This window comes from Reinekea sp. G2M2-21, assembly GCF_015687175.1.
Lineage (GTDB): Bacteria > Pseudomonadota > Gammaproteobacteria > Pseudomonadales > Natronospirillaceae > Reinekea.
Window position 1 is genome coordinate 172374 of sequence record NZ_JADPQG010000006.1, and the last position, 22366, is coordinate 194739.

The 22366-nt window shown below is 51.0% G+C and carries 19 protein-coding genes; 6 read left to right on the forward strand and 13 right to left on the reverse strand.

Annotated elements, in window-relative coordinates; all coding sequences use genetic code 11:
- Positions 1-69: 69 nt before the first annotated feature.
- Positions 70-1692 (forward strand): peptide ABC transporter substrate-binding protein, encoded by a 1623-nt coding sequence (locus IYN85_RS19765; protein ID WP_196160675.1) that lies wholly within the window; start codon positions 70-72, stop codon positions 1690-1692.
- 204 nt (positions 1693-1896) lie between these two features.
- Here IYN85_RS19765 and IYN85_RS19770 read toward each other — a convergent pair whose 3' ends face one another.
- The 4 genes from IYN85_RS19770 to IYN85_RS19785 form a co-directional block, all read right to left on the reverse strand.
- Positions 1897-3354 carry a diguanylate cyclase gene (locus tag IYN85_RS19770; protein WP_196160676.1) on the reverse strand — a complete coding sequence of 486 codons (1458 nt, stop codon included), beginning with the start codon at positions 3352-3354 and terminating at the stop codon, positions 1897-1899.
- Positions 3355-3429: 75 nt separating this feature from the next.
- Entirely contained in the window at positions 3430-4638 is a 1209-nt protein-coding gene (locus IYN85_RS19775) for a PilT/PilU family type 4a pilus ATPase (protein WP_196160677.1), read from the reverse strand.
- Positions 4639-4715: 77 nt separating this feature from the next.
- Positions 4716-5396, reverse strand: coding sequence for a response regulator (locus IYN85_RS19780; protein WP_196160678.1), 681 nt, complete (start codon positions 5394-5396; stop codon positions 4716-4718).
- Complete coding sequence (locus IYN85_RS19785; RefSeq protein WP_196160679.1) at positions 5393-7030, reverse strand: sensor histidine kinase; 1638 nt, start codon at positions 7028-7030, stop codon at positions 5393-5395. Before IYN85_RS19785 ends, IYN85_RS19780 begins: the two co-directional genes overlap by 4 nt.
- Positions 7031-7374: 344 nt before the next feature.
- On the opposite strand from IYN85_RS19785, the gene IYN85_RS19790 reads away from it, so the two are divergent.
- The 4 genes from IYN85_RS19790 (at position 7375) to IYN85_RS19805 (ending at position 10929) form a co-directional block, all read left to right on the forward strand.
- Positions 7375-8361, forward strand: coding sequence for a tripartite tricarboxylate transporter substrate binding protein (locus IYN85_RS19790; RefSeq protein WP_196160680.1), 987 nt, complete (start codon positions 7375-7377; stop codon positions 8359-8361).
- Complete coding sequence (locus IYN85_RS19795) at positions 8358-8804, forward strand: tripartite tricarboxylate transporter TctB family protein (RefSeq protein ID WP_196160681.1); 447 nt, start codon at positions 8358-8360, stop codon at positions 8802-8804. Before IYN85_RS19790 ends, IYN85_RS19795 begins: the two co-directional genes overlap by 4 nt.
- The gene (locus IYN85_RS19800; protein ID WP_196160682.1) at positions 8804-10336 is read left to right on the forward strand and encodes a tripartite tricarboxylate transporter permease; all 1533 of its coding nucleotides are present in this window, start codon (positions 8804-8806) and stop codon (positions 10334-10336) included. The genes IYN85_RS19795 and IYN85_RS19800 overlap by 1 nt, the downstream gene beginning before the upstream one ends.
- 356 nt (positions 10337-10692) lie before the next feature.
- Positions 10693-10929, forward strand: coding sequence for a hypothetical protein (locus tag IYN85_RS19805; protein ID WP_196160683.1), 237 nt, complete (start codon positions 10693-10695; stop codon positions 10927-10929).
- Between the two features lie 592 nt (positions 10930-11521).
- On the opposite strand, the gene IYN85_RS19810 is transcribed toward IYN85_RS19805, so the two are convergent.
- The 5 genes from IYN85_RS19810 to IYN85_RS19830 are packed head-to-tail and all read right to left on the reverse strand — an operon-like array spanning position 11522 to position 16316.
- Positions 11522-12247, reverse strand: a complete 726-nt coding sequence (locus IYN85_RS19810; RefSeq protein ID WP_196160684.1) for a sulfite exporter TauE/SafE family protein — start codon at positions 12245-12247, stop codon at positions 11522-11524.
- Positions 12244-13125: an SDR family oxidoreductase gene (locus IYN85_RS19815; RefSeq protein WP_196160685.1), complete on the reverse strand. Its 882-nt coding sequence runs from the start codon at positions 13123-13125 to the stop codon at positions 12244-12246. Before IYN85_RS19815 ends, IYN85_RS19810 begins: the two co-directional genes overlap by 4 nt.
- Positions 13122-14078, reverse strand: a complete 957-nt coding sequence (locus IYN85_RS19820) for an SDR family oxidoreductase (protein ID WP_196160686.1) — start codon at positions 14076-14078, stop codon at positions 13122-13124. Before IYN85_RS19820 ends, IYN85_RS19815 begins: the two co-directional genes overlap by 4 nt.
- The gene (locus tag IYN85_RS19825; RefSeq protein ID WP_196160687.1) at positions 14065-14982 is read right to left on the reverse strand and encodes a bile acid:sodium symporter family protein; all 918 of its coding nucleotides are present in this window, start codon (positions 14980-14982) and stop codon (positions 14065-14067) included. The genes IYN85_RS19820 and IYN85_RS19825 overlap by 14 nt, the downstream gene beginning before the upstream one ends.
- Positions 14982-16316, reverse strand: a complete 1335-nt coding sequence (locus IYN85_RS19830) for an NAD(P)/FAD-dependent oxidoreductase (protein ID WP_196160688.1) — start codon at positions 16314-16316, stop codon at positions 14982-14984. The genes IYN85_RS19825 and IYN85_RS19830 overlap by 1 nt, the downstream gene beginning before the upstream one ends.
- A 136-nt stretch (positions 16317-16452) precedes the next feature.
- On the opposite strand from IYN85_RS19830, the gene IYN85_RS19835 reads away from it, so the two are divergent.
- Positions 16453-17445, forward strand: coding sequence for an AraC family transcriptional regulator (locus IYN85_RS19835; RefSeq protein WP_196160689.1), 993 nt, complete (start codon positions 16453-16455; stop codon positions 17443-17445).
- Positions 17446-17516: 71 nt separating this feature from the next.
- Here the strand turns inward: IYN85_RS19835 and IYN85_RS19840 are convergent, their stop codons facing one another.
- The 4 genes from IYN85_RS19840 to IYN85_RS19855 all read right to left on the reverse strand — a co-directional run bounded on the left by IYN85_RS19840 (position 17517) and on the right by IYN85_RS19855 (position 22085).
- On the reverse strand, positions 17517-19145 hold the full coding sequence (locus IYN85_RS19840; protein ID WP_196160690.1) for an Ig-like domain-containing protein: 1629 nt from the start codon (positions 19143-19145) through the stop codon (positions 17517-17519).
- A 166-nt stretch (positions 19146-19311) separates the two neighbouring features.
- Entirely contained in the window at positions 19312-20229 is a 918-nt protein-coding gene (locus IYN85_RS19845; protein WP_196160691.1) for a DMT family transporter, read from the reverse strand.
- A 268-nt stretch (positions 20230-20497) separates the two neighbouring features.
- Positions 20498-21130 carry a TetR/AcrR family transcriptional regulator gene (locus tag IYN85_RS19850; RefSeq protein ID WP_196160692.1) on the reverse strand — a complete coding sequence of 211 codons (633 nt, stop codon included), beginning with the start codon at positions 21128-21130 and terminating at the stop codon, positions 20498-20500.
- An 88-nt stretch (positions 21131-21218) separates the two neighbouring features.
- Positions 21219-22085, reverse strand: a complete 867-nt coding sequence (locus tag IYN85_RS19855) for a hypothetical protein (RefSeq protein WP_196160693.1) — start codon at positions 22083-22085, stop codon at positions 21219-21221.
- Between the last annotated feature and the right edge of the window lie 281 nt (positions 22086-22366).

Consider the following 22366-nt stretch of genomic DNA (forward strand, 5'->3'; position numbering starts at 1 on the left):
TTATTTGCAGGCTATGCAATAACTCCTTGCATATTTATCACAATAATAATTGAAAGGAATTATAACAAAATGACTTTTAAGAAAACTCTGGCAGCAACTATCGTCTCTGCAGCTTTAGTAAGTTCACCTCTCTGGGCTGCTAACCACCCGGTCACTGGCGAAAAACTCGCTGAAGACCAAACCTTCACATATTGGGCACTGGATGAGCACAGCTCATTTGACCCACAAATTGTCGAAGACGTTTCTGGTTCTGAACATGTACGCAACCTGTTTGAAGGTTTGTTAGCGCAAGACGCCGACGGTAACCTGATCCCAGCGGTTGCTGAACGCTATGAAGCCTCTGCTGACAAAATGACTTACACTTTCCACCTGCGTAAGAACGCTAAATGGAGCAATGGCGATCCTGTTACTGCTGGCGACTTCGTTTACGCGTGGAAGCGTGCTGTTAACCCTGAAACTGCGTCACCTTATGCTTGGTTCATGGAAATCATGTCCATCAAAAACGGTGCAGAAATCATTGCCGGCGAAGCCGAAGTTGATACGCTGGGTGTAACAGCGGTTGACGACTACACCTTGAAAGTTGAGCTGACCGATTCTCTGCCATACTTCCCGATGATGGTTGTTCACACGACTACGTATCCAACACATAAAGCGACGATTGAAAAGCACGGCGCTGAATGGACGAAGCCTGGCAACATGGTTTCTAACGGTGCCTACGTCTTGTCTGAACACGTTGTCAACGAACGTACTGTACTGACTCGCAACAAAATGTACTGGAATGACAAAGACACCATTCTGGAAAAAGTTGTCGCGATCGTCATCCCTGACGAAAACCAAGGCTTGATCCGCTGGAAAGCGGGCGAACTGGACAAGGGTCCTGTTCCAACAGGTCAGTTCAATGCGCTGCAAAAAGAATTCCCTGAAGAAGCTATTTCGTTCCCACGTCTGTGTAACTACTACTACACATTCAACCTGAGCGAATCTGGTCCAGAAGCATTTAAAGACGCACGTGTCCGTAAAGCCTTGGCTTACTCACTGGACCGCAAAGTCATCGTTGAGCAGATTCTCCAAGGCGGACAGCCAGAAGCCTACACCTTCACTCCAGGTGCAACCGCTGGCTTCACCGTACCAAAAGTAGAATTTGGTGAAATGACACAAGCCCAACGTGATGCGAAAGCAAAAGAGTTGTTGGCCGAAGCGGGTTACAGCAAATCGAACCCTCTGAAGTTTGACTTGTTGTACAACACGTCTGAAGGTCACAAGTCCATCGCGACCGTTATGTCTCAGATGTGGAAATCCAAACTGGGGGTTGAAGCGACTCTGAACAACATGGAATGGAAAACCTTCCTGACCGAACGTGGCGAGCAGAACTTTGAATTGGCCCGTGGCGCATGGTGTGGTGACTACAACGAAGCGTCTACGTTCCTTGACCTGTTGCGTACAACATCTGGCTACAACGACGGCAAGTACTCTAACCCAGAAGTGGATCGTCTGATGGAAGAAGCTAAGACGATGGCAGATCCAAGCGCGAACTACACAGCGATCGAGCAGATCCTGGCGAACGACATGCCTGTGATTCCAATCTATCACTACTCAGGTGTGTTCATGCTGGATTCTTCTGTGAAGGGCTGGCCTGTAAACAACGTTGAGCAAAACTGGTTTGCACGTGACCTGTACAAGGTTGCGAAATAATTAAACCTGCTCAACCATGAGTGATAATTGCACCGGCCATGCCGGTGCTTTTTTTTGCGCAAAAGAAAATAATTTAGGGGTATGTATCAGGTGTGGAAATTCAATAACGTCTTGCACCAGTTAAGAAGTACAAACTTTTGAGCTAACGTTATGTCATCTTTTTTATCAAAGTTATTAACGCATTAAACATTTAACGTGAAGATATCAACCTTTCTGGCCATACATGTCGGTATCGGCTTGGGCCATCCAATGATCAACGTCGGTGACGTCATCCGTTATCGTGCGAATCCCGATGGAAATACCAATATCGACTTGTTCGCCACTGTCCAGCTCAACTGGGTACTGAGTTCCGATCCGTCGACAGAATTCCGCTGACTGCATAGCGTCACTGTCCGTCAGCAACACCATAAACTCGTCTCCTCCGTAACGACCCACTGCATCGGTCTGACGGATTTTCTCATTGAGAATGCTCACCAACGCAATCAACGCTTTGTCGCCCACCAAATGTCCCATACTATCATTCACCTGTTTGAACCGATCGATATCAATAAAGACTAGCGTTGAGGGTGTGGTGTAACGTCGATAACGCATAAAAGCATCCGATAGATGTTCCCGGAACGCGGTGGCGTTGAGAGCACCGGTCAATCCATCTCGACGCGAGAACTCCTGCAATTCTCGATAGGCTTCTTTGAGACGATACAGCGAATCGTCTAACAGCAATTGACGCTGGATCAGTTTGGTTCGATCAATGACGGAAGACACAAAGTAGACGATTTCATTATCTTCTTTAATACTGCGCCCAACATGATGAACATGGCGTGTGCGTCCTGTTTTATCGACAAGGCGGTAATCCAGCTCAAAATTATGCACGGCGGGATTACTGAGCATCTCCCGCAACGTTCCAACGTCTTCTTCGTGTACCTGCGACAGGTACTCATCAGGGCTGCGATACAGTGCCTGCGCCTCAAGACCCCAAATTTCATCAAAGCCGCGGTTAACGTAAAGTGTTTTACCGAGTTTCTCTCGGGATAACCAAACGGCTATTTCACCAGATATAGACTCCACAATGATTTTGAGCTTTTGTTCCGATTTTTTCACCAGATTTTCAGCGTGCTTCAGCTCCGAAATATCCTGTATGGAGGACAGAAAATAGGTTGGTTTATCGTTACTGTCACGTAACAGAGTCGTCGTCAGTTTTGCCCAAACCCAATGTCCATTTCTATGCTTGTAGCGTTTCACTTTCTGAAAACTGTGCCGTATTTCCCCAGCCAAGGCACCACGGATAAACACCAGACTTTCTTCCAGCTCTTCCGGCAAGGTGAGTTCCTGAAACCGTAATTTCAACAATTCATCTTCATGGTATCCGAGAAACTGACACAGGGATTTATTAACGCGAATGAAGGTACCCTGCAAATCGACGTGAGCCAAGCCCAACGCGACCTCGTCGAAACTGTCTTTGTAGCTACTGTCCACCAATGAGTTATTGGCTACAACCTTCGGCTTCTTTCGGTTAAACAACCAATGTACCCATGCCAGAGGTGCTACACCAGCTGCGTTGAACATGGTATCCCCATTTCCCGATATCAGGTTTTGTCCGAAGCCGATGATCAAACCCCACGCTCCAGTCAGACAGAGCAGCAATAACAGACTTACATTATTCATATCACGCATATTGGTTTCGTTTCCCTACGCTGCCTTCCGATCCGGTGTTGCTTGGTCTCGTAACGTTGATTCAATTTACAGTTGTGGGTCGTTGTCACTGTCATCTTCCTGCGGCTCAATACTCAGGGTCAATGAAGAACCAAACGATGATGCGGGTGCCGGTCGTGGTTGCCCGGTCTCTGATGCCGAATGGCTTTCTTGCGGTGCGGGTGCCCCGGATACATCGCCACCGGACAGTTTAATCCGCAAACGGAGGTTGTTCGGAGAGTCGGCGTTTTTAAGTGCTTCTTCCAAGGTAATACGACCTTCCTGATACAAACTGAACAAGGCACCATCGAACGTACGCATGCCGAGATTTTCAGATTTTTGCATCACTTCTTTGATGTCGTGAAAATCGCCACGTAGAATAATTTCACTGATGGTCTTGGTGCCCAATAATATTTCAACGGCTGCGCAACGTTTGCCATCTTTCGTGGGCACCAGGCGTTGCGAGACAAACGCCTTTAGGTTAGTCGACAAGTCCATCAGCAATTGCGGACGCCGTTCTTCCGGGAAGAAGTTAATGATCCGGTCGATGGCTTGGTTGGCATTGTTAGCGTGTAACGTTGAAATGGCCAGATGGCCGGTTTCGGCAAACGCCATGGCATGCTCCATGGTTTCCCGGTCGCGGATTTCACCGATTAAAATCACATCAGGAGCCTGACGCAGTGTATTTTTCAGCGCTGCATGCCAAGAACGGGTATCGACCCCCACCTCGCGCTGATTCACGATGCATTTCTTATGTTTATGTACGTACTCTACTGGATCCTCAATGGTAATAATGTGCCCACCGGAATGGGAATTCCGATGGTCAATCAAGGCCGCCAACGATGTCGACTTACCGGAACCGGTACCGCCCACAAAAAGCACCAAGCCGCGCTTGGCCATGATCACATCTTTCAGAACTTCCGGGAGTTTTAAATCTTCGAACTTGGGAATGTCGGTTTTAATGTTGCGCGCGACAATAGATACTTCGTTGCGCTGTTTGAAGATGTTAACGCGGAAACGGCCTACATTCGGAATCGAAATGGCCAAATTCATTTCCAGTTCGTGGTTAAATTCTTCCCGCTGCTCATCATCCATAATCTCGTGCGCAATATCCGCAATGGACCCGGGCGCCATCGGTGATTTGTCCAGTGGTTTCAATACGCCATGGAATTTGGCACAGGGTGGCGCTCCGGTACTTAAGTACAGATCGGAACCATCATTTTTTTCCAGAATTCGCAGATAATCGGTAAAGGTCATGGCTACCTCGCTCAAACATAATTAGCAGTGTAGCCTAAACTTTTTCGACGACAGCCTTCTAACAGCATTTGAACCAATCAGTGGGGCCGTCGATAGCGGCGCTCAGGGCGACCCACCTGCCCATAACTGACTTCAGCAATAATTTCACCCATGCTCACCAAATATTCCAGGTAACGGCGAGCCGTCGTTCGCGATGCGCCAATGCTGGCACCCACATCTTCGGCATTGAAGTCTGCCGGTTGCTTGAGAATATCGCGCACTTTGTCGAGGGTCAGAGGATCAATACCCTTCGGCAGTCGCGTTGCCGTAGAAGGGCGACGCTCGGCACTGGGTATCAGCGAGTCCACCTGTTCTTGCTGCAGCTGGTGTAAACTGTTCAAACGCGCCTGATGAACCTGATAGCGCTTGACCGCCTCTTCCAGCCGCTCAAACACGAGAGGTTTTAAAATGTATTCAAACACGCCGGTGTGCAACGCACTGCGCAGGGTATCCACTTCTTTGGCGGCTGTGATGAGGATGACATCCAGCTGGGCATTCGCTGCCCGCCACTGCCGCAGCAAGTCGAGACCATTGCCGTCCGGCAAATAAACATCCAGCAATACCAGCTGTGGTTGAAACACATCCACGATATTCTTAGCATCTTCCAGTCCATGTGCTATTCCAACCAATTCAACACCCTCGATGCGTTCGAGAAAGCGACGCTGGATTTCAGCGTTTTTGGGATCATCTTCAACGATGGCCACTTTTAATACAGTCATCCGGATGCCACCTTTAACGATTTGGGTAAGTACAGAATAAAACGGGAACCGTGTGGTTCTATGTTTTCGATATCGATGTGTCCAGCACACTGAGTCACGATATTGTGAATTAAATACAAGCCGATACCGTGCGCATGACCATCTTTACTGCTGAATCCTTTATCAAATATTTTCTGCTGAAGATCTTCCGTGATGCCTGGCCCCTGGTCCTGCACTTCAATGATCACATCAATACCAATGTCGGTAAGGCTGACCGAGACTTCGCCACCCGGACCGGTTTTGGCAAAGGTCGCTTCCAGAGCATTATCAATCAGGTTGCCCAATACCGACGCGAGCTGATCTTGGGTGATGCTTTTTGGTACGTCACTTAATTCGCTTTCAGAATCGATGTGCAGTGACAACCCCATCTCCTTGGCCCGATTGAACTTGCCCAGCAAACAACCGGCGATCACAGGGTTGGGCGTTGCTTTCAGCAACAATTCCAACAATGCTTGGTGATCCTGGGTTTCGTGACCAATCAAGGTCAGCGCTTCCTGTTTGGCATCCAGCTGAATGAGCCCGGCAATGGTGTGCAGTTTGTTGGAATATTCGTGCGCCTGGCTGCGCAGAGTATCGGCGTACTGCTCTATTTTGGTTAACTGCTGACTGATGGCATCCACTTCGTTACGCGGCCGAAAACTCGACACCGCACCGATAACATTGCCGCCAAAGGTCACCGGCAAACGATTAACCACCATCTGTTTATCCCGCAACCAAACTTCGTGATCAAACTGCGGCTCACCCTGTTCCATCAGGTCCAACAGTCGTGACTCAGGCAATACCTGCTCAATGTGTTGACCGATGAACCGCGCGTCCGGATCCAGCCCGAGAGTCTGCGCTGCTCGTCGATTAAAGGTGGTGATAATACCGGCGCGGTTGATGGCGATAATGCCTTCCCGCACCGATTGCAGCGTCGCCTCCTGTTCCTGGAAACGATGCGCAATTTCTTGCGGTTCCAAACCGAATATTTCCCGTTTTAACCGCCGCGCAATAATCACCGCCACCGTCAAACTGCCGGCCACGGCGGTAATGAGCACCAGTGTCAACCAGGTTGAATAGCGGGCAATGGTGGCTTCGACCTGAGCCAGTGAATACCCGACCGAAACAATGCCAATGATGTTTTCACCGGAAACATCATAAATGGGGGCTTTTCCGCGCATGGAAAAACCCAGGCTGCCTTCGGCCTTGTCGACGTAGCCTTCGCCCTGCAACAGGGCGATCGCACCGTTATCGCCGTCGTCATCCGCCATGGAATGCCCAATACGAGCCGGGTTTGGGTGCGCTAATCGAATGCCGTTTTTATCGCCAATGACTATAAACAACGCGTCATTGGTGGTGGCCAAACGGCGGGCCAGTTCATTCAGGCGAACAACATCGCGCTGTTCCACACCGTTGATAATCGACGGAATGGAGGCAATGGTTTTGGCGACATTCAGGGCCCGCTGACCAATTTCCCGATCCAGTGAAACAGAGAGATTTACCCAGGCAAAGCCGCCGATCAGCATGGCCTGCAACAACGCCAATCCACTCATAGCCAACATTAACCGGGTACTGAGTTTGAATCGGTGAGATCCTAAATAACGGGTTTGCTTCATCGCTTCTTCATTTTATTGTTTTTGTTCATACCAGCCGCACCACGGACGCATTGCCGACACCCTTAAACGTTGATGACACTGAATAATGTCGAGTGAAAGAGTTTGGCAGTGTGACAACACACGTTTCACCGACGGTCGGATATGCCTGAAACCATACGATTGAGAGTTGAGTTTAACAAAGCCTGGCCAACTTGCCCCGTGAACTTTATGAACAAAATGCGCAGAGAGTTTTTAAAAGCCTCTAAGTGCACAAACTAGGTCGTTTTTTAAGCCTGTCGTATTGTTTTGCCGGCACAAGAGCCTGTTTACAGGCCATAAACACAATAAAAACAAGAGGCAAAACTATGAACAAATCACGAACACTGAAAGTCGCCATGACCGCCATGATTGGTCTGTCAGCAACACTGGCGTCAGCCTGGGACCCATCCGGTAAAGTAGACTGCATTGCACCGGCCAACCCTGGCGGCGGTTGGGACTTCACCTGCCGCAGCGTCGGTAACGTGCTGGAGCAACTGAACCTGGTACCGGGTGCGGTACAAACCACCAACATGGCCGGTGCGGGCGGCGGTGTGGCGTTTGCTCATGTCGTCAGCAAACGAGCGGACGATGACCAGCTGCTGGTCGCTGCGTCCACCGCCACAACGACACGGTTGGCGCAACAACAGTTCGCCGGCATGAACGCAGGCATGGTGAAATGGGTTGGTGCCTTGGGCGCGGACTACGGCGTGATCGCCGTTGGCAAGAACTCCGAATATCAAAATCTGAAAGACATTATGGCCGCGCTCGAAAAAGACCCACGCTCCGTGAAATTTTCCGGCGGTTCGGCCAACGGCGGCTGGGATCACCTGAAAGTACTGATCGCCGCCAAGGCTGCCGGTGTCGCAAACCTACCCAAGATTCCGTACCTATCCTACAACAACGGCGGTGAAGCCATCACTCAGGTTGTCGGTGGTCATGTCGATGCCTTTACCGGTGACATCTCGGAAGCGGCCGGGTTCTGGGAGTCGGGTGATCTGCGCATTGTCGCCGTGTTGGCAGAAGAGCGTCTGCCTGGAAAATTCAGCGGCATTCCAACCGCTCGTGAGCAAGGTATCGATGCCCTGGGACCTAACTGGCGTGGGTTTTATATGCCAAAAGATGCCGACCAAGCCGCCCAGAAGTATTGGGTTGATGCGATTGAAACCCTGTATGCCTCAGATGAGTGGAAAGCGGTCATGACCCAAAATGGCCTGATTCCATTCCATCCCAAAGCGAACGAATTTGAAGCCTTCGTCACCAAACAAGTGGCGGATATCGAACAATTGTCACGCGAAATCGGATTGCTGAAATGAAATTAAATGGGGATCGGCTGCTCGGCCTGTTCCTGTTCGTGCTTGCCCTGGCCTATGGCTGGGGCGCTCGACAGTGGCCTGAGCCTTTTGGCAGTCACGAAGCGGTAGGACCAGATACCTTTCCGGTTATTCTGGCCATTGCCATGGCCATCGCCAGTCTGGCGCTGATGTTAAAACCAGAGCCCAACAACGAATGGCCCACCGGAACAACGCTGCTGGAAATTGGCTATGCCGTCATTGCGCTGTTCGCCTATGCCATGTTGATGGAGCCACTTGGGTTCATCATCAGTACGTTTTTTGCCGTTGCTTTCCTGGCCTGGCGTATGGGTGCCAGCCCGAAACCGGCTGCCGCCATAGCCCTGGGGTGTGGCGTGGGCGTTTTCCTGTTGTTCAATAACCTGCTCGACCTGCCGCTGCCACTCGGTTTACTGGAGATAAGCTAATGGAAACACTTGGCTTTTTAATGGATGGCTTCGCCGTCGCTTTAACGCCGACGAACCTGATGTACGCACTGATTGGTGCTTTCGTCGGGACGTTAATCGGCGCGCTGCCGGGGTTAGGCCCGGCCAATGGCGTGGCGATATTAATCCCGCTGGCGTTCTCTTTGGCGCTGCCGGTAGAAACGGCCCTGATCCTGCTGACATCGGTCTACGCCGGTGCCATGTACGGTGGTCGGATTTCCTCGATACTGCTGAACATTCCCGGCGACGAGCCGGCCATGATGACCTGTCTGGATGGCTATCCGATGGCTCAACAAGGTAAAGCCGCCGAAGCACTGGCGATATCTGCCTTTGCATCGTTTATGGGCGGACTCTTAGGCACCATCGGTTTGATTTTTCTGGCACCGATTCTGGCGCGTTTTGCGCTGACATTTGGTCCGGCGGAATACTTTGCGCTGTTCATTCTGGCGTTTGCAACGCTGGGGGGGATCACCGGGAAAAACACCACCAAGACCATCATTGCCGCGCTGATTGGTTTGATGATTTCGACCGTCGGCATGGACATCGCCACCGGCACCCAGCGATACACCTTTAATCAGTTAAAACTGTTTGAAGGCATCGACTTTATTCTGGCGATTGTCGGGTTGTTTGCGATTTCGGAACTGCTGCTGTTCATTGAGCACCGCGTTAAAGGGCCTCAGAAAAGCATTGTGGTCGGCAAGCTCAATTTAACGTTCAAACAACTGGTGGCGCTGATTCCAACCACCTTGCGCGGCGGCACCTTGGGCTTTATTGCCGGTGTGTTGCCCGGCGCCGGGGCATCCCTGGGCAGCTTTATCAGTTACACGCTGGAGAAAAAGGCGGTCAGCGATGACAGCCAGTTCGGACACGGTGATGCCCGTGGCGTCGCAGCCCCGGAAGCCGGTAATAATGGCGCCTCCTCTGGCGCACTGGTCCCCATGCTCACACTCGGAGTACCGGGCAGCGGCACCACGGCCGTATTATTGGCCATGCTGATTTCCCTGAACATTACCCCCGGTCCGCTCATGTTTACTCAGCACGCGGACGTGGTTTGGGGCGTGATCGCAGCGCTGCTCATTGGTAACTTCCTGCTGTTGATTTTGAATATTCCGATGATTGGCATTTTCGTAAAACTGCTGTCGGTTCCGACCCATTATCTGTTGCCCATCGTCACTATGGTCGCGTTTGTCGGCATCTACTCGATCAGCCACAGTGCGTTTGATCTGAAGTTCATGGTGGTGTTTGGCATAGCCGGTTATTTGTTGCGCAAACTCGACATCCCCTTGGTGCCCATTATTCTGGGGATGCTGCTCGGTCCGGAAATGGAAAAGAATCTGTCCCACGCCATGGTGATATCAGACGGTAACTGGATGATCTTCTGGCAAAGTCCATTGGCCATTTCCATCTGGAGCCTCGCAGCAGCCGGACTGATTTTGCCCATGATTTTTGGTCGCCGGATCCGTTCAAAAATGCAGAAAGCCAACACCACCGGCGAAAAACTTATCACCGACTGATCCAACCACCTGCTTCTGTAGCATTTGCCCTGCCAGCCAGGGCTTTTTTTGTTTCTGCGTTGTCACACGTCTTTCTCAGTCAATGAACAAACCGGTTTGATGATTTCGTCTCGGTCCTTAAAAACTCCAGCCGCCATTTCCGGCTCACGTGTTCAAACATCTATGCTTGATCAACCCGTGGGACATATATTGCTTCGCGTTGTCGTTTAAAAGGCGGAGAAAACCGCAGCAAGAGTTACTTTCTCGATAGATAGAACCAACCTTTAAATTCTATGTACCAAGGACTGGCGAAAATAACTGTTTCGTCGCATCTGCTTTAGCTGACATGACGGACACATCGCAACGGATTCAAGGGCATGGATGCCCTTGGAAGCGCCGCGCGTGCAGGGACGCACGCTCAAGCGACCGTTCGAAGAAAGTGTCTGGCATGGCAGTACACCAAAGCGGGCGACAAAGGGGGGGGGGTAATATCGATTAAAAAGCGAAGCCCCAATGGGCTTCGAATCGATTTTAACGACTTCACCTCCGGTAAAGGCCGGATCAAGGGGATCTCCCCTTGGAAAGAAAAATCCACCAAGAAATCTTTTGGTTAACACGGAAGCATAGTCTTCGAAACAGATTTAATACTTGAAGTAAAAAAACCAGCGAAACCAAGTCACACATTGATGCAAATGCCATTGAACAAGCTTCAGGCACCTCTGAATAATTGCTATCTACCTCAGCGGGTGAAGAAATGCGCAAAATTCGAGGCAAGTTCTGCAGGCAATATTCATTATCTTGGCAAAGGACTTAACAACGAAATTTGCCATTTCAGCCACGCCCTCCGGGTCCTTCAGATCGATGACTGAGCTTTGTTGTGTGTTTTGAAAAGGACTCGCCATTCCCTGCAACACACGCCTCGCTCATCCTTCGATCTGATAGGACTGAGGTGATTCGAATTAATCAGAGTTGCCTTAAGTAAGTACCATTCGGATCGCCCCTGGGAATAAAACTTCAAGAGATCATTGCGCTATGAGCCTAACCATCGGCGCCGGTCCGAATTGGTTCTTCACAAAAAGGAACATCCAGTTAAACCAAGTCGCAGGTACTCTCGAAATTAAACTTCACATTCCAAATAAAACTCAGTAAGTAACATTCATCTCTACCCTGCTCGACTTGGCCTGCGTCACATAAACAGGCAAAGGTTTATTTAACCAGTAACAGAACGCCAGCCACCAGCAACAATATAAGCACCACTTTGCGAAACACATCTTCACTGATACGGTGATGTAACCACTCACCGAACACGATGGCGCCAACCACCACCGGAATAAAAAGCAGCGTTTTGTTGACGTGCATAAAGGCGGAACCGTTCAGCCCATACCACAGTGTGAGACCGCTGTTCAGTGCAAACCAGACCAGCGACAGGGTCGCCCTGAAATGTTGCTTACTCAACTGGACACCGGTTAGGGCATACACCAACAGTGGCCCACCGGACGCAAACAAACCGTGAGTAATTCCCGCAAAAAAGGTCAGCAGTGAAGTAACCCACCCGCGGTGTGCGTGCGCCCGCGCCGTACGATTGAACGCAAACCAAAGACTGCGCGACGCAAACCAGACAACGACGGAACCGAAAAGGAGGCGTAACGTTTGCGCGTTGAAAAAATCGCGTGTCAGCAAGCCAACGAGCGCACCCAACAGCATTAGCGGCAACAGTTGTTTCAATAACAATGGCCACTGGATCTGCGCACGGTAGCGCACGGTAAGGTAGCCACTGAGAATAATATTCAGCGGCACCAGCACCGGCATGATGACATCCAACGGTAATACCAGAGCGCCTATCGCCAACGCGATGACCAGGCTACCAAAGCCAATGGCGGCATCAATCGTCCATGCGGCAAAAACAGCAGCACCGAGTATCCACCAACTCACTGCGTGCCTCCGGCCTGCACCGAAGGTTTGTTCGGTTCGCCAACCTGCCATTCCTGAGCGAATTTTTTTCGCATTAACGTCAGAAACAAGGTTGGCCATAAGCGATAAAAAATACTGGCCAGCGCGATACTCCGGTTCGGAAACAATCGCGCGCGACGGCGACGCAACGCTTTGCCAATTCTGAACACCATCCAGTCGACGGAGTGAACGTCACCTATTGTGCTGCGAGCGTGTTGCGCGGGTTGACCATTGCCACTGAGTGCATTTTTTTCAATGTCCGTTGCCAGGAAACTGGGGTACACCATTAAAATGTGCACAGGCTGTTGCGCCAACTCAGCGCGCAAGGTTTCAAAATACTGATGCAACGCCGACTTTGCGGCGCAATACCCGGAACGAGCCACCACCGGCATCCAACCCGCCATGCTGCCAATATTCAGAATGGTCGCCGACCGATGTGCGTCGCCATAGCGAAGCAACGCTGGCAACAGCGCTTGCGTCAGTTCGACTGGCACCAGAAAATCCAGCGCCAGCACGCGACGTGTGACCGCAATGTCGGTGTTCTGCGCGAGAGAGCGATGCGTTATGCCAGCGTTATTCACCAGTACGGCCAACTCGCTGAAGTGTGCGTGAAAGTCCACCACTAACTGCTCAATCGGTTCTGCCTTGGGCGCAATTAAATCAACACAATGGGCAACCACCTTTTGCGCATCAGAAGAGGCTGAACCGGCCAGCAAAGCAACCTTGTCGTTTAATGCCTGCGCATCCCGGTCTATCAAAAAAAGTTGGTAACCCTGACAAAAAAAATATTCCGCCAGACCCCAGCCCAAACCAGCGGCGGCACCGGTGATCAGCGCCACCGGTTTTTCGGTGTTGGTCATGATTGCGCGCCTCGTGCGTTATCTTCGCCGAGGTGTTGAGCGAATAACTGAAAAACTTCGTCCGATGTTTTTTCCGGCGTGTAGCCAAACTGTTCCTTTAACGCGTTGTTGGCCAATACCGGACGATAGCGCAGAAATTTCACTTGCTCCGGTCCATAACGAGTCACGCTTAAACGTTTTCCCAACCACAACGCGGCAGTAACCAGCCCGACCGGTAACGAGATCACCGGCTTGCGCAACCGTTGGGCGATGTCGCGTAACGTGAGTGCGCCGTCGCCAGCCAGGTTATAAATCCCTGTTTTACTGTGCACCACACCGTCGCGAATGATATTGACGACATCCTGATCCCAGATAAACACAAAGGGCGAATCGGCACCACGTATGGTCAGAATGCGTTTTTTCAGAAACAGATTGGTGATCAGGTTACGGGTATCACGGCCCAAAACCGTTCCCGGCCGCAAGATCAGTTGTTGCAACTGGGGCTTTTCGCGTCGGTAGTCGGCAAGCATTTCTTCCACCAGTCGCTTATGCCAGGAATACGCGAATTCATAATTACCACGAATAGGGTCTTGCTCGCACAGCCATGGTGCGTTGTCCGGATGGTAACCATAGGCTGCGCCGCTGCTGGTCACGGTCAGGTGTTCAACACCAGCCGCCAGTGCGGCTTCAACCACATTTTTTGTGCCGCTGACATCAATCCGGTAATCACGCTCACGATCATCACTGGCGTCCAACACACTGGCCAGGTGAATCACGTGCGTGATTTTCTGACGGCGCATCCAGTCCGCCAATCCTGCGTCACAGATATCCAAAATCTTAATGTCAAAACGGGCATTTGGGTTTTCACGAATATCACAACCGAAAACCCTATGCTGTTCCGCTAACGCGTTGCCAACCTGATGACCGATGTACCCGGCCGCACCGGTAATGAGAATTCGTTTAACGGCTGACATAACTCACCTCCTGTTTCAGGTGACGCCAGTTCCAGAACATGGCCAGCGACAACCCACTGACCAGATGCCAAACTCCCCAGAACGCGGCGATAATTAACATGCCGCCATGGTGCGGAAAAAACGTAAACAAAATGGACAGGGCTAACCCAGAATTTTGTATGCCGACTTCAAGCGTCACGGCGCGCCGATCACCGGTATTTAACCGAGCAAGATAGCCACTGATGGCGCCGATGCTCAGTGCCATGGCATTGTGCCCGATCACCAGCACCGCAAAACTGGCCATGTGCTGCAAAAACACCTGCGTGTTACTGGAAAACGCAATGGCCACGAAACCGAGAAACACAAACAGAGAAATGGCGCGGAAAGGCGCTTCCGCTTTTTTCGCAAAACCCGGGAACCGGCTACCCACCATCATGCCGAGGATAAGCGGAATGGCCAGCACCAAGGTGGTTAACCAGAAAATACTCAGCGGGTCGATGGCGATCTGCTGAATCAAATCCCTCGTAACCGGATTCAACTGACCATAGAACACAAAATTAAACGGGGTCATTACAATGGCCGCCAAACTGGACACCGCTGTCATCGACACCGACACCGCAACATTGCCGCGACCAATGTAGGTCATGATGTTGCTGAACGTACCACCGGGGCACGAGGCGACCAGAATCATACCCAGAGCTAATTCCGGATCGATATGAAAAAACCAGGTCACCAGCGCCGTCATGGCTGGCAATACCACGAACTGCGCCACCAGACCAATGGCGGGTGCGACCGGTGAACGTAGGATCTGGCGGAAATCATCGACACGCAGGGTTAAAGACACGCCAAACATCATTAACGCTAAGATCAGATTCAGCAGAATCAGGCTTTCCGGGTTAAAGGCAATCTGGACGTCGGATAACATCAGGCACTCACCCCGCTGACGAACGAGCCTGAGGTACTTTCCAGATCCCGTGACAGATGCCGGATGCCTTTGTGCACGGCATCCAGGTACACCTGTTTATCCACGTAATACGCCATCCGTTCCAGTTCCAGATACTGCATGCCGCCCGTCGCGCGCTGAGCAAACTGAGCTTCGATCTCGGTCTTAAACGCATCGGCTGAAGCCTTTTTATCCAGCGACTGCCGGATAAACAACGCCACCAGATGCGCTTGATCATCGCGGCCCTGCCAGCCAAGACCCGCCGCTTCCACCATGCCCATCACGAACAGGTTATTGTGCTGCGGGTTAAACACATTCAGGTACAGCGCCGGTGCCATGCCCTGCCAGTTCAGATGTTCCGGCCGCACAAACGGGTAGTGCAGTTTGTATCCGGTAGCTTCGAGAATCAGGTCGTAATCGGCTTGCGTGCCATCGGCATAATGCACCGTATGTCCGGCAATTCGGTCTATGTCCGGTCTTGGCTGAATGTCACCATGACCAATGTGATGCAGAAAAATAGAGTTAATCACCGGGTGGCTTTCGTACAGCCGGTAATCGGGATTTGGCAAACCGTAATCGCTTGGTTTACCGATCAGCGCACGGATCAGCAGACCATCCATAAACTGCTTCAACCGTTTTGGCAATTTGACTTTGCCGCCGAAGGTATCGGTCGGCTTGCCCATAATAAATTTCGGCAGGAAGTAATAACCACGACGCACCGACATATCCACCTGACGGGCCTGATGCACCGCGTCCACCGCAATGTCACAACCGCTGTTGCCACAACCAACGATCAACACGCGCTTGTCTTTAAAAATCGACGGACTGCGATAAGAGGAAGCGTGCAGATGCTCCCCTGCGAACTCGCCCTGAAACGAGGTTCGGTTCGGATGGTGCAAGGTACCGTTTGCCAGCAACACACCAGCAACTGCATGCTCAACGGACTCGCCGCCCTGCTCAACCGTGATGGTCCAATGGTCCTCCGTTCGCCGGACATCCAGAACCCTGGTAGCAAAGCGAAACCCGCTGTACAAGTTAAAGTGCTTAGCGTAACCGCGAAAGTAATCACGCAGGTGACGATGACTCGGGTAGGTCGGTACGGAGTCCGCCATCGGGTATTCATGAAATTCGGTCTGATGTTTTGAGGAAATCAGATGCGCGGAGTCGTACATGGTGCTGGTTGGGTTATCGATATCCCAAAGCCCGCCAACATCGGTGTGAATTTCAAACCCGACCCATGGAATGTGGTATTGGCTCAGTCGACGTGCCGTGCACAGGCCCATCGGCCCTGCGCCGATAATAGCGTAAGGAAGCATTGCTCTCTCCAGTCGTTTCAGCTCGCCGGTTGTCAGTGGTCTGACTTTTTATACGGGTATTGGCGTCTGTCTTTTGTTATGAAACCCAATATAATCCAAACCGCGCACCACCACGCTGATAATTCGAGACACATCTATGGTCAATTCAGGACATCCTACCGTCACCCAGCAATTCACCAAGGCCATCGTGCGGGCGCTGGATGCGGCAGAACTGGTTAAATCGACGGCAGTGATCAAGGTTTTAACGGAAATCCAACCGCACAAACGCGTTCCACTGGCGTTACAGGATGCGCTCTGGCAGGCCTTGGTGGAGGCAAACCCACAACCGGGACTGGGATTAACCTTAGGTAACTACGTGCAACCGGGCAATCTGGATATTGTTGGTTTTCTGTTGCTCAGCTGCGACACATTAGAAGATGCTCTCGATGTGCTGCTCACGTACCACCCGATCGTGGGTGAAGGCGGGGAGTTTTTAAGCACCCGGAACAACACCAGTTGCTCGTTGATTTACGCGCCTTACCACGAAGTTTGCCGGATTGAACGGGTTGAGGCCGTCATCGCCACACTGGTGCAACTGACCCGCTACCTGACCGGAGACAACTTCCGCCCGGCTTATGTTACCTTCGCACACCGTGCCCAAAAATCGCCAGACGACTACGAGCGCAAGCTGGGTTGCTCAGCCCGTTTTGAACAGTTGGCGGATGCGGTGGTGTTTAATCTTGAACAGCTGGCATTACCCCTGCAACAAGCGAACAGTGAACTGTATTCACACATGCGTCGCCTCGCCGACGAAGAACTGCAGACTCTGCAACCGGACGCGCAAAGTTTACGCGAGCAAGTGGTTCGACTCATTCAGGATTACCCCCACTGGGGCAAAGAAAAGATTGCCGAAAGTCTGGGCATGAGTGGTCGTCACCTGAACCGCATGCTCGCGCGGGAAAACACAACCTTCAAACTCATTGCCGACGACGCGCGCCTGGCCATGGCCAAAGTCCTGCTGCAGCAAACCACGAGCAAAGCCGACATTGCGCATCAATTAGGGTTCAATGATGAAAGTGCGTTTATCCGCGCGTTCCGCCGATGGACCGGAATGACACCGGCGGAATATCAGAAAATGGACATCGAATAATCGTTACGCCATAAAAAAAAGCCCTCAGTTGAGAGCTTTTTGTTCACTTACTATTTCAAACAGCGCAAAACTTACTGCAACACACCCAGCGCATTAAACTTCGCCACGAAATAATCTTTTGTGCCGGTTGCGGCAGAACCGGACAACACTGCACTGGTATCACCCACTACATAGCTGTGGCCACTGGCGTCCACACTGATCGCCAAACCATCGGTATGACCCGTCGATTGACCCACCTGACTGACCCATTGCTTCTGGAACAGCGGAGAAAACTTAATTGCAAACGCATCTTTCATGCCACTGGATGTATTGTCATCCAAAGCCGAATTGGTATAGCCCGTGACGTAGAAATTACCGTTCGTATCAATGGCAGCGTCCACCGAACCACTGTATTCGTTTAACTCGCTGTATACAGCAGCTCCTCGGAAACTCAAAGCAGTATCGTATTGAGTCAGGAAGGTACTTTCATGCAAATTCACCGTTTGAGACTCAAACGTACCTGCACCGCCGATTAAACCGACAGAGACCAAATGTCCGTCGCGATCAGACAATAGTTGATAGGGATCGACACTTAATCCAGTTGCGCCAAATTGCACTGTCGAGTTAGAAACCTTGTTCAAGTCACCGTCCAGTTTGGTGATAAAACCATCTCGGTCACCCAATTGGGTTTGGCTGTCCAAACTGACATTGGTACTGCCGGTGATAAAAATATTACTACCGTCAACGACAATGCCACCCGCATACAAAGTGCCACTTGCAGCGCCGGTCTGCTTCTTGAGCACCACATCATTAAAGCCATCAATAACCACTTTTGCGTAGAACAGGTCCTGAGTACCGGCCAACACCGCACCAAGGCTACCGGTCGTAGTGCCCAAAATGTATGGAATACCACCTGCACTTAAGGTTAAGCGTACACCCACAGTAGACGCACCACTCACGCCCAATAAGTTCGTCCATTGGAGCTCCAGTGAGCTGTTGTACTTCATTAACAGACTGTCTGTACTACCTGTGACGGTTTCGCCGTTGATATCACCGCTGGTACTACCCAGCAAATATAGGCTGCCGGCGGAATCGAACTGCATGTCCTCAACGAAACTGTCACCCGTACCTCCAATCAACTTGGTGGTCAGTAAACTGCCTAGTGGTGAGTACTTGGCCACGAAGATATCGATATTGCCGGAATTGGTTTCACCGGCCAGGTTACCCGCTGTGTTTCCGGCAACCCAAATATTGCCGTCGGCATCCACCGCTGTAGTCGTCGCGCGGGTTTCTACACCGGTGACCCCTGCTTGAATCACACCCTGCCAGCTGTCTGTGGTGAAACTGAAAGATTTTGCGGTCAACGTATTACCGTCGGCATCTTTAATGGCTGCGCTTAACTGCACCGTGTAGGTAACGCCCGCGGTCAACGGAGCTTCCGGCGTGAAAATCACGGTTTTCTTGTCGGAACTGAAACTCAGCGCTCCGGTCACTTCTGGGGTAATAGTAAAGCTGTTGGTGGTGATGGTAGATGTATCCATAGCCACATTGAATTGGACCTGTACCGTTGAATCCAGCGGTTGATCAACAGCATCGATGGCTGGCGTCAGTGAAACCACCAACGGCTCTGAGCCACTGTTGTCGTTTCCGGAGTCATTCGAGGTGACGTTACACCCGACCAGAATCCACGAAAGAGCGAGAATAGCGAAACGATTAACCATGTTTTAACCCTGCTTTTATCTGTTTTTTGTTTCAGTACATCAGTATCGCCAGAGCGCGATTCCGGCACCTTGGCTCAGCCCTGCAGCTGCGTCATGGTACCTTATCGCACACGGCTGAACAGTAAATGAACCGAGCTTTTCGTTCTAACCCCGATCTGTCACCGTTTTAGCCGCCATTTTCCGGCCGGAATCCACTTTTTTGACGGGTTTTCCGGCTGATGGCCAGCCCCGTCAAAATACAGACCAGACCAATCACCATCGACAGCGTTATCCGCTCATCGAGCCACCAGACACCAAACAACACACCGAACACCGGTACCAGGTAACCCACCTGTGAAACAAACGTGAAACCAACGTTCTTGATCAGATAAAAACGGATTAGAAAAGCCAGGCCTGTTGGAACAAGCCCGAGGTAAATCAACGCGATAAAAGAACGCTGCAGCTCACTGTGCGTTAGGGCTGCCATTGGTGCTTCAAGAAGGAAACTCAACGGAACCGTCACCAGGCTGGCAAAGCTCAACACACAGGCAGTAACCATCGCACTGGGCACGCCATGGACGCGCTTGGCCACGGCACCGGAAATGGCGTAAGAAGTCGCCGCCAACAAAATCGCCAATTGCGGCACCAATTCACCCAACCCGTTCACCAAAGGTTGAATACCAATAACAAAACAGACGCCGACAAAGCCGAGACTGAAACCAAAGGCTTTGTAACGGTTCAATCGTTCATCGGTCGTGGTAAAGTGTGCAATGAACAAGGCAATGAGCGGCCCGATGGCCATTAAGATGGCAGCCTGACCAGACTCCAGAGACTGCTCACCCCAGGGAATCAGGAAGAATGGAATAGCGCAGTTGAACAAACCCACCACGGCAAGCAACATCAGGGTTTTAACCTCGCGTGGGAACGCGTTGCCACGCAATGTCGCGTAAACCAGCATCATTACTGCCGCCAAGCCGATACGACCGGCTGCCACTGTCATCGGGCCAAAATCTTCCAACGCCAGTTTAATTGCCAAAAAGGACGACCCCCAGATAGCGCCCTGAAACAACAACAGAAGATAAGCGAAGGGTTTTGGCGCCGACATACTGTACCGCTCATTAACATTCAGGGTGTTGCAGTGTACTGAATCAGTAACCGACTGTCTCTCGCCCGAGGGTAGGACAAAACATGGGGCTCAGGTTGTTAAGAAAGTCGTTTGCAAAAGGGCCACCCAGAGATCACAGGTGAAGACTGAGCATTGCTGTGTGTTGTGTGTTTTTTGAAAAGGAATCGCCACTCCCTGCTATACATGTCTCGCTCATCCTTCGATCTGATAGGACGGAGATGATTTGTATGACTCAGAGGTGAATGACTCAGAGCTGCCCTAGGTATTGCTGACGTAATTTGTTGAAAATACGCAGGCCACTTGGCGTGCCATAGGGTGAAATAAGACGAATCAAACGAAGTACGCCGCAATCGACCTGCTTGCGGGTAATCTGCCCTTTCATCGAGTTTGCCATGTTGTAACTCACCCAAAAACCAGTGACCAAGCGCATTAACTCAACCAGTTCATCGATATCGCCATCGTCTATGATGATCAATTCTTCCTGTTGCAAACGCTTCAATGCAGCGGCTGCCCGCAACCCGAGTAACTCATGTGCATTCAGATACTGCTGATGCAAGGTGTCGTCACGATACAAAATGCCCGGCATGCTGGCGTGAAAGAATCGGAATCGCCAGATGCTTTCGAACACCTGCTTACAATACACCTGCAAAAACGTTTCTGCGTCCTCCGACTCTCCCGGTGGATCAATCGAGTGACCGATAAAGTCGATATACAAAGCAAAAATTGAGCGGATAATGTCTTCTTTATTGCGGAAATGGTAATAGAGATTGCCGGGACTGATGCCCAAGTGCTCAGCGATGTGATTGGTGGTAACGGCCCGTTCACCGTATTTGTTAAACAACGTCAGACTGGTGTGTACAATCTTGTCTTTGGTTTTCATCGGCTGGGTCAATGGCTGTTTAGAAAGTCGTTCAGTGTATCAGATTCGGTCGCCGCAAAGCAGCGACCGGAGACAGAATTCGATGGGGTCAGGCGTATTCTGTTTTTAATGGTGGCGGCCGGTTGCCAAATGGAGGCTCGGATGTCTTACTTTGGTGTTTTCGGTAGAAAAACCAGATAGCGAAAGGCACGTGCAGAGCCAGGTTGACCAAACCCCATGTCCATAGAAATTGCTCATTCGCCCAACGACTGGAATCCATCAATGGCAAGAAAATTTCACTGCAAGCGCGGATCAGAATATGGAACGCCAGCGTGTACACCCGGGCGATTAAATACAATTCTGGCCGTCCTTTTAAGATCGGGTACAACTCCGCTGCAATTAAGATACAGGCAGAAGCGGCGAAAAACGCAGGACTTTCTCCGTACACAAAGGCGAGATTCCACGTGGTGTACAGAAAGTTCCAGGCTGCCGTAGAGTAAAACAGCAGATCGTGGGGTGCGTCTTTACCGATAACCCAATAAACCCGCTCGCCGTTTTTATAGCGCGGAAAAGGAATAGTCGCGCAGAGTATGACACCACAAAGAGCATTGAAGTAGTTTGCCGTTGCAAAGTCTTTCAGTGTCGCCTCTGCAATGTTCAAAAACAGAATCGCGTACAGAAACTTCAGTACCCAGTCACCGCGAAAAAACGCCAGCAGACGATGTGGATTGTCTTTATACATCCACGCCAAGCGCGCGCCACCTACAACAATGGCCGTCGGTAACAACACGCTGACGGTCTTTGCCCAGCGAAACCACCCGAATAAATGCTCGGACCACAAGGGGACCGTCAGCAATGATAACAGCCAAAACACCGCTGAGAATTTCGGGAAACGACGCATCACTTCGATCAACGCCAAGAGGATAAATATGTAACCGGACATGGTTACCACGTACTGCCAGACAGGAATGTTCATGCTTACCTCCAAAACTGAATGACCGCAGGAACCGTCAGTAACTCAGCCCTTTGCCATTCAACAACTAGAGTAATTACTCTATTAATTTTCAATCACCAAACATTGATTAAAATCAACAATATGGGTTCTCAGGTTTTTGGAACACCGACCTATTCAGCCATGTATCCCAAATCGGCAAAGACCCTCGGCAAAGGCCGAGGGTAAGAAAAACCGACAAGGAAGATCGGAAACCGCGGCTAGCTGAGCTAAGGCAACTCTGAATAATTGCCATCTAGCCTCAG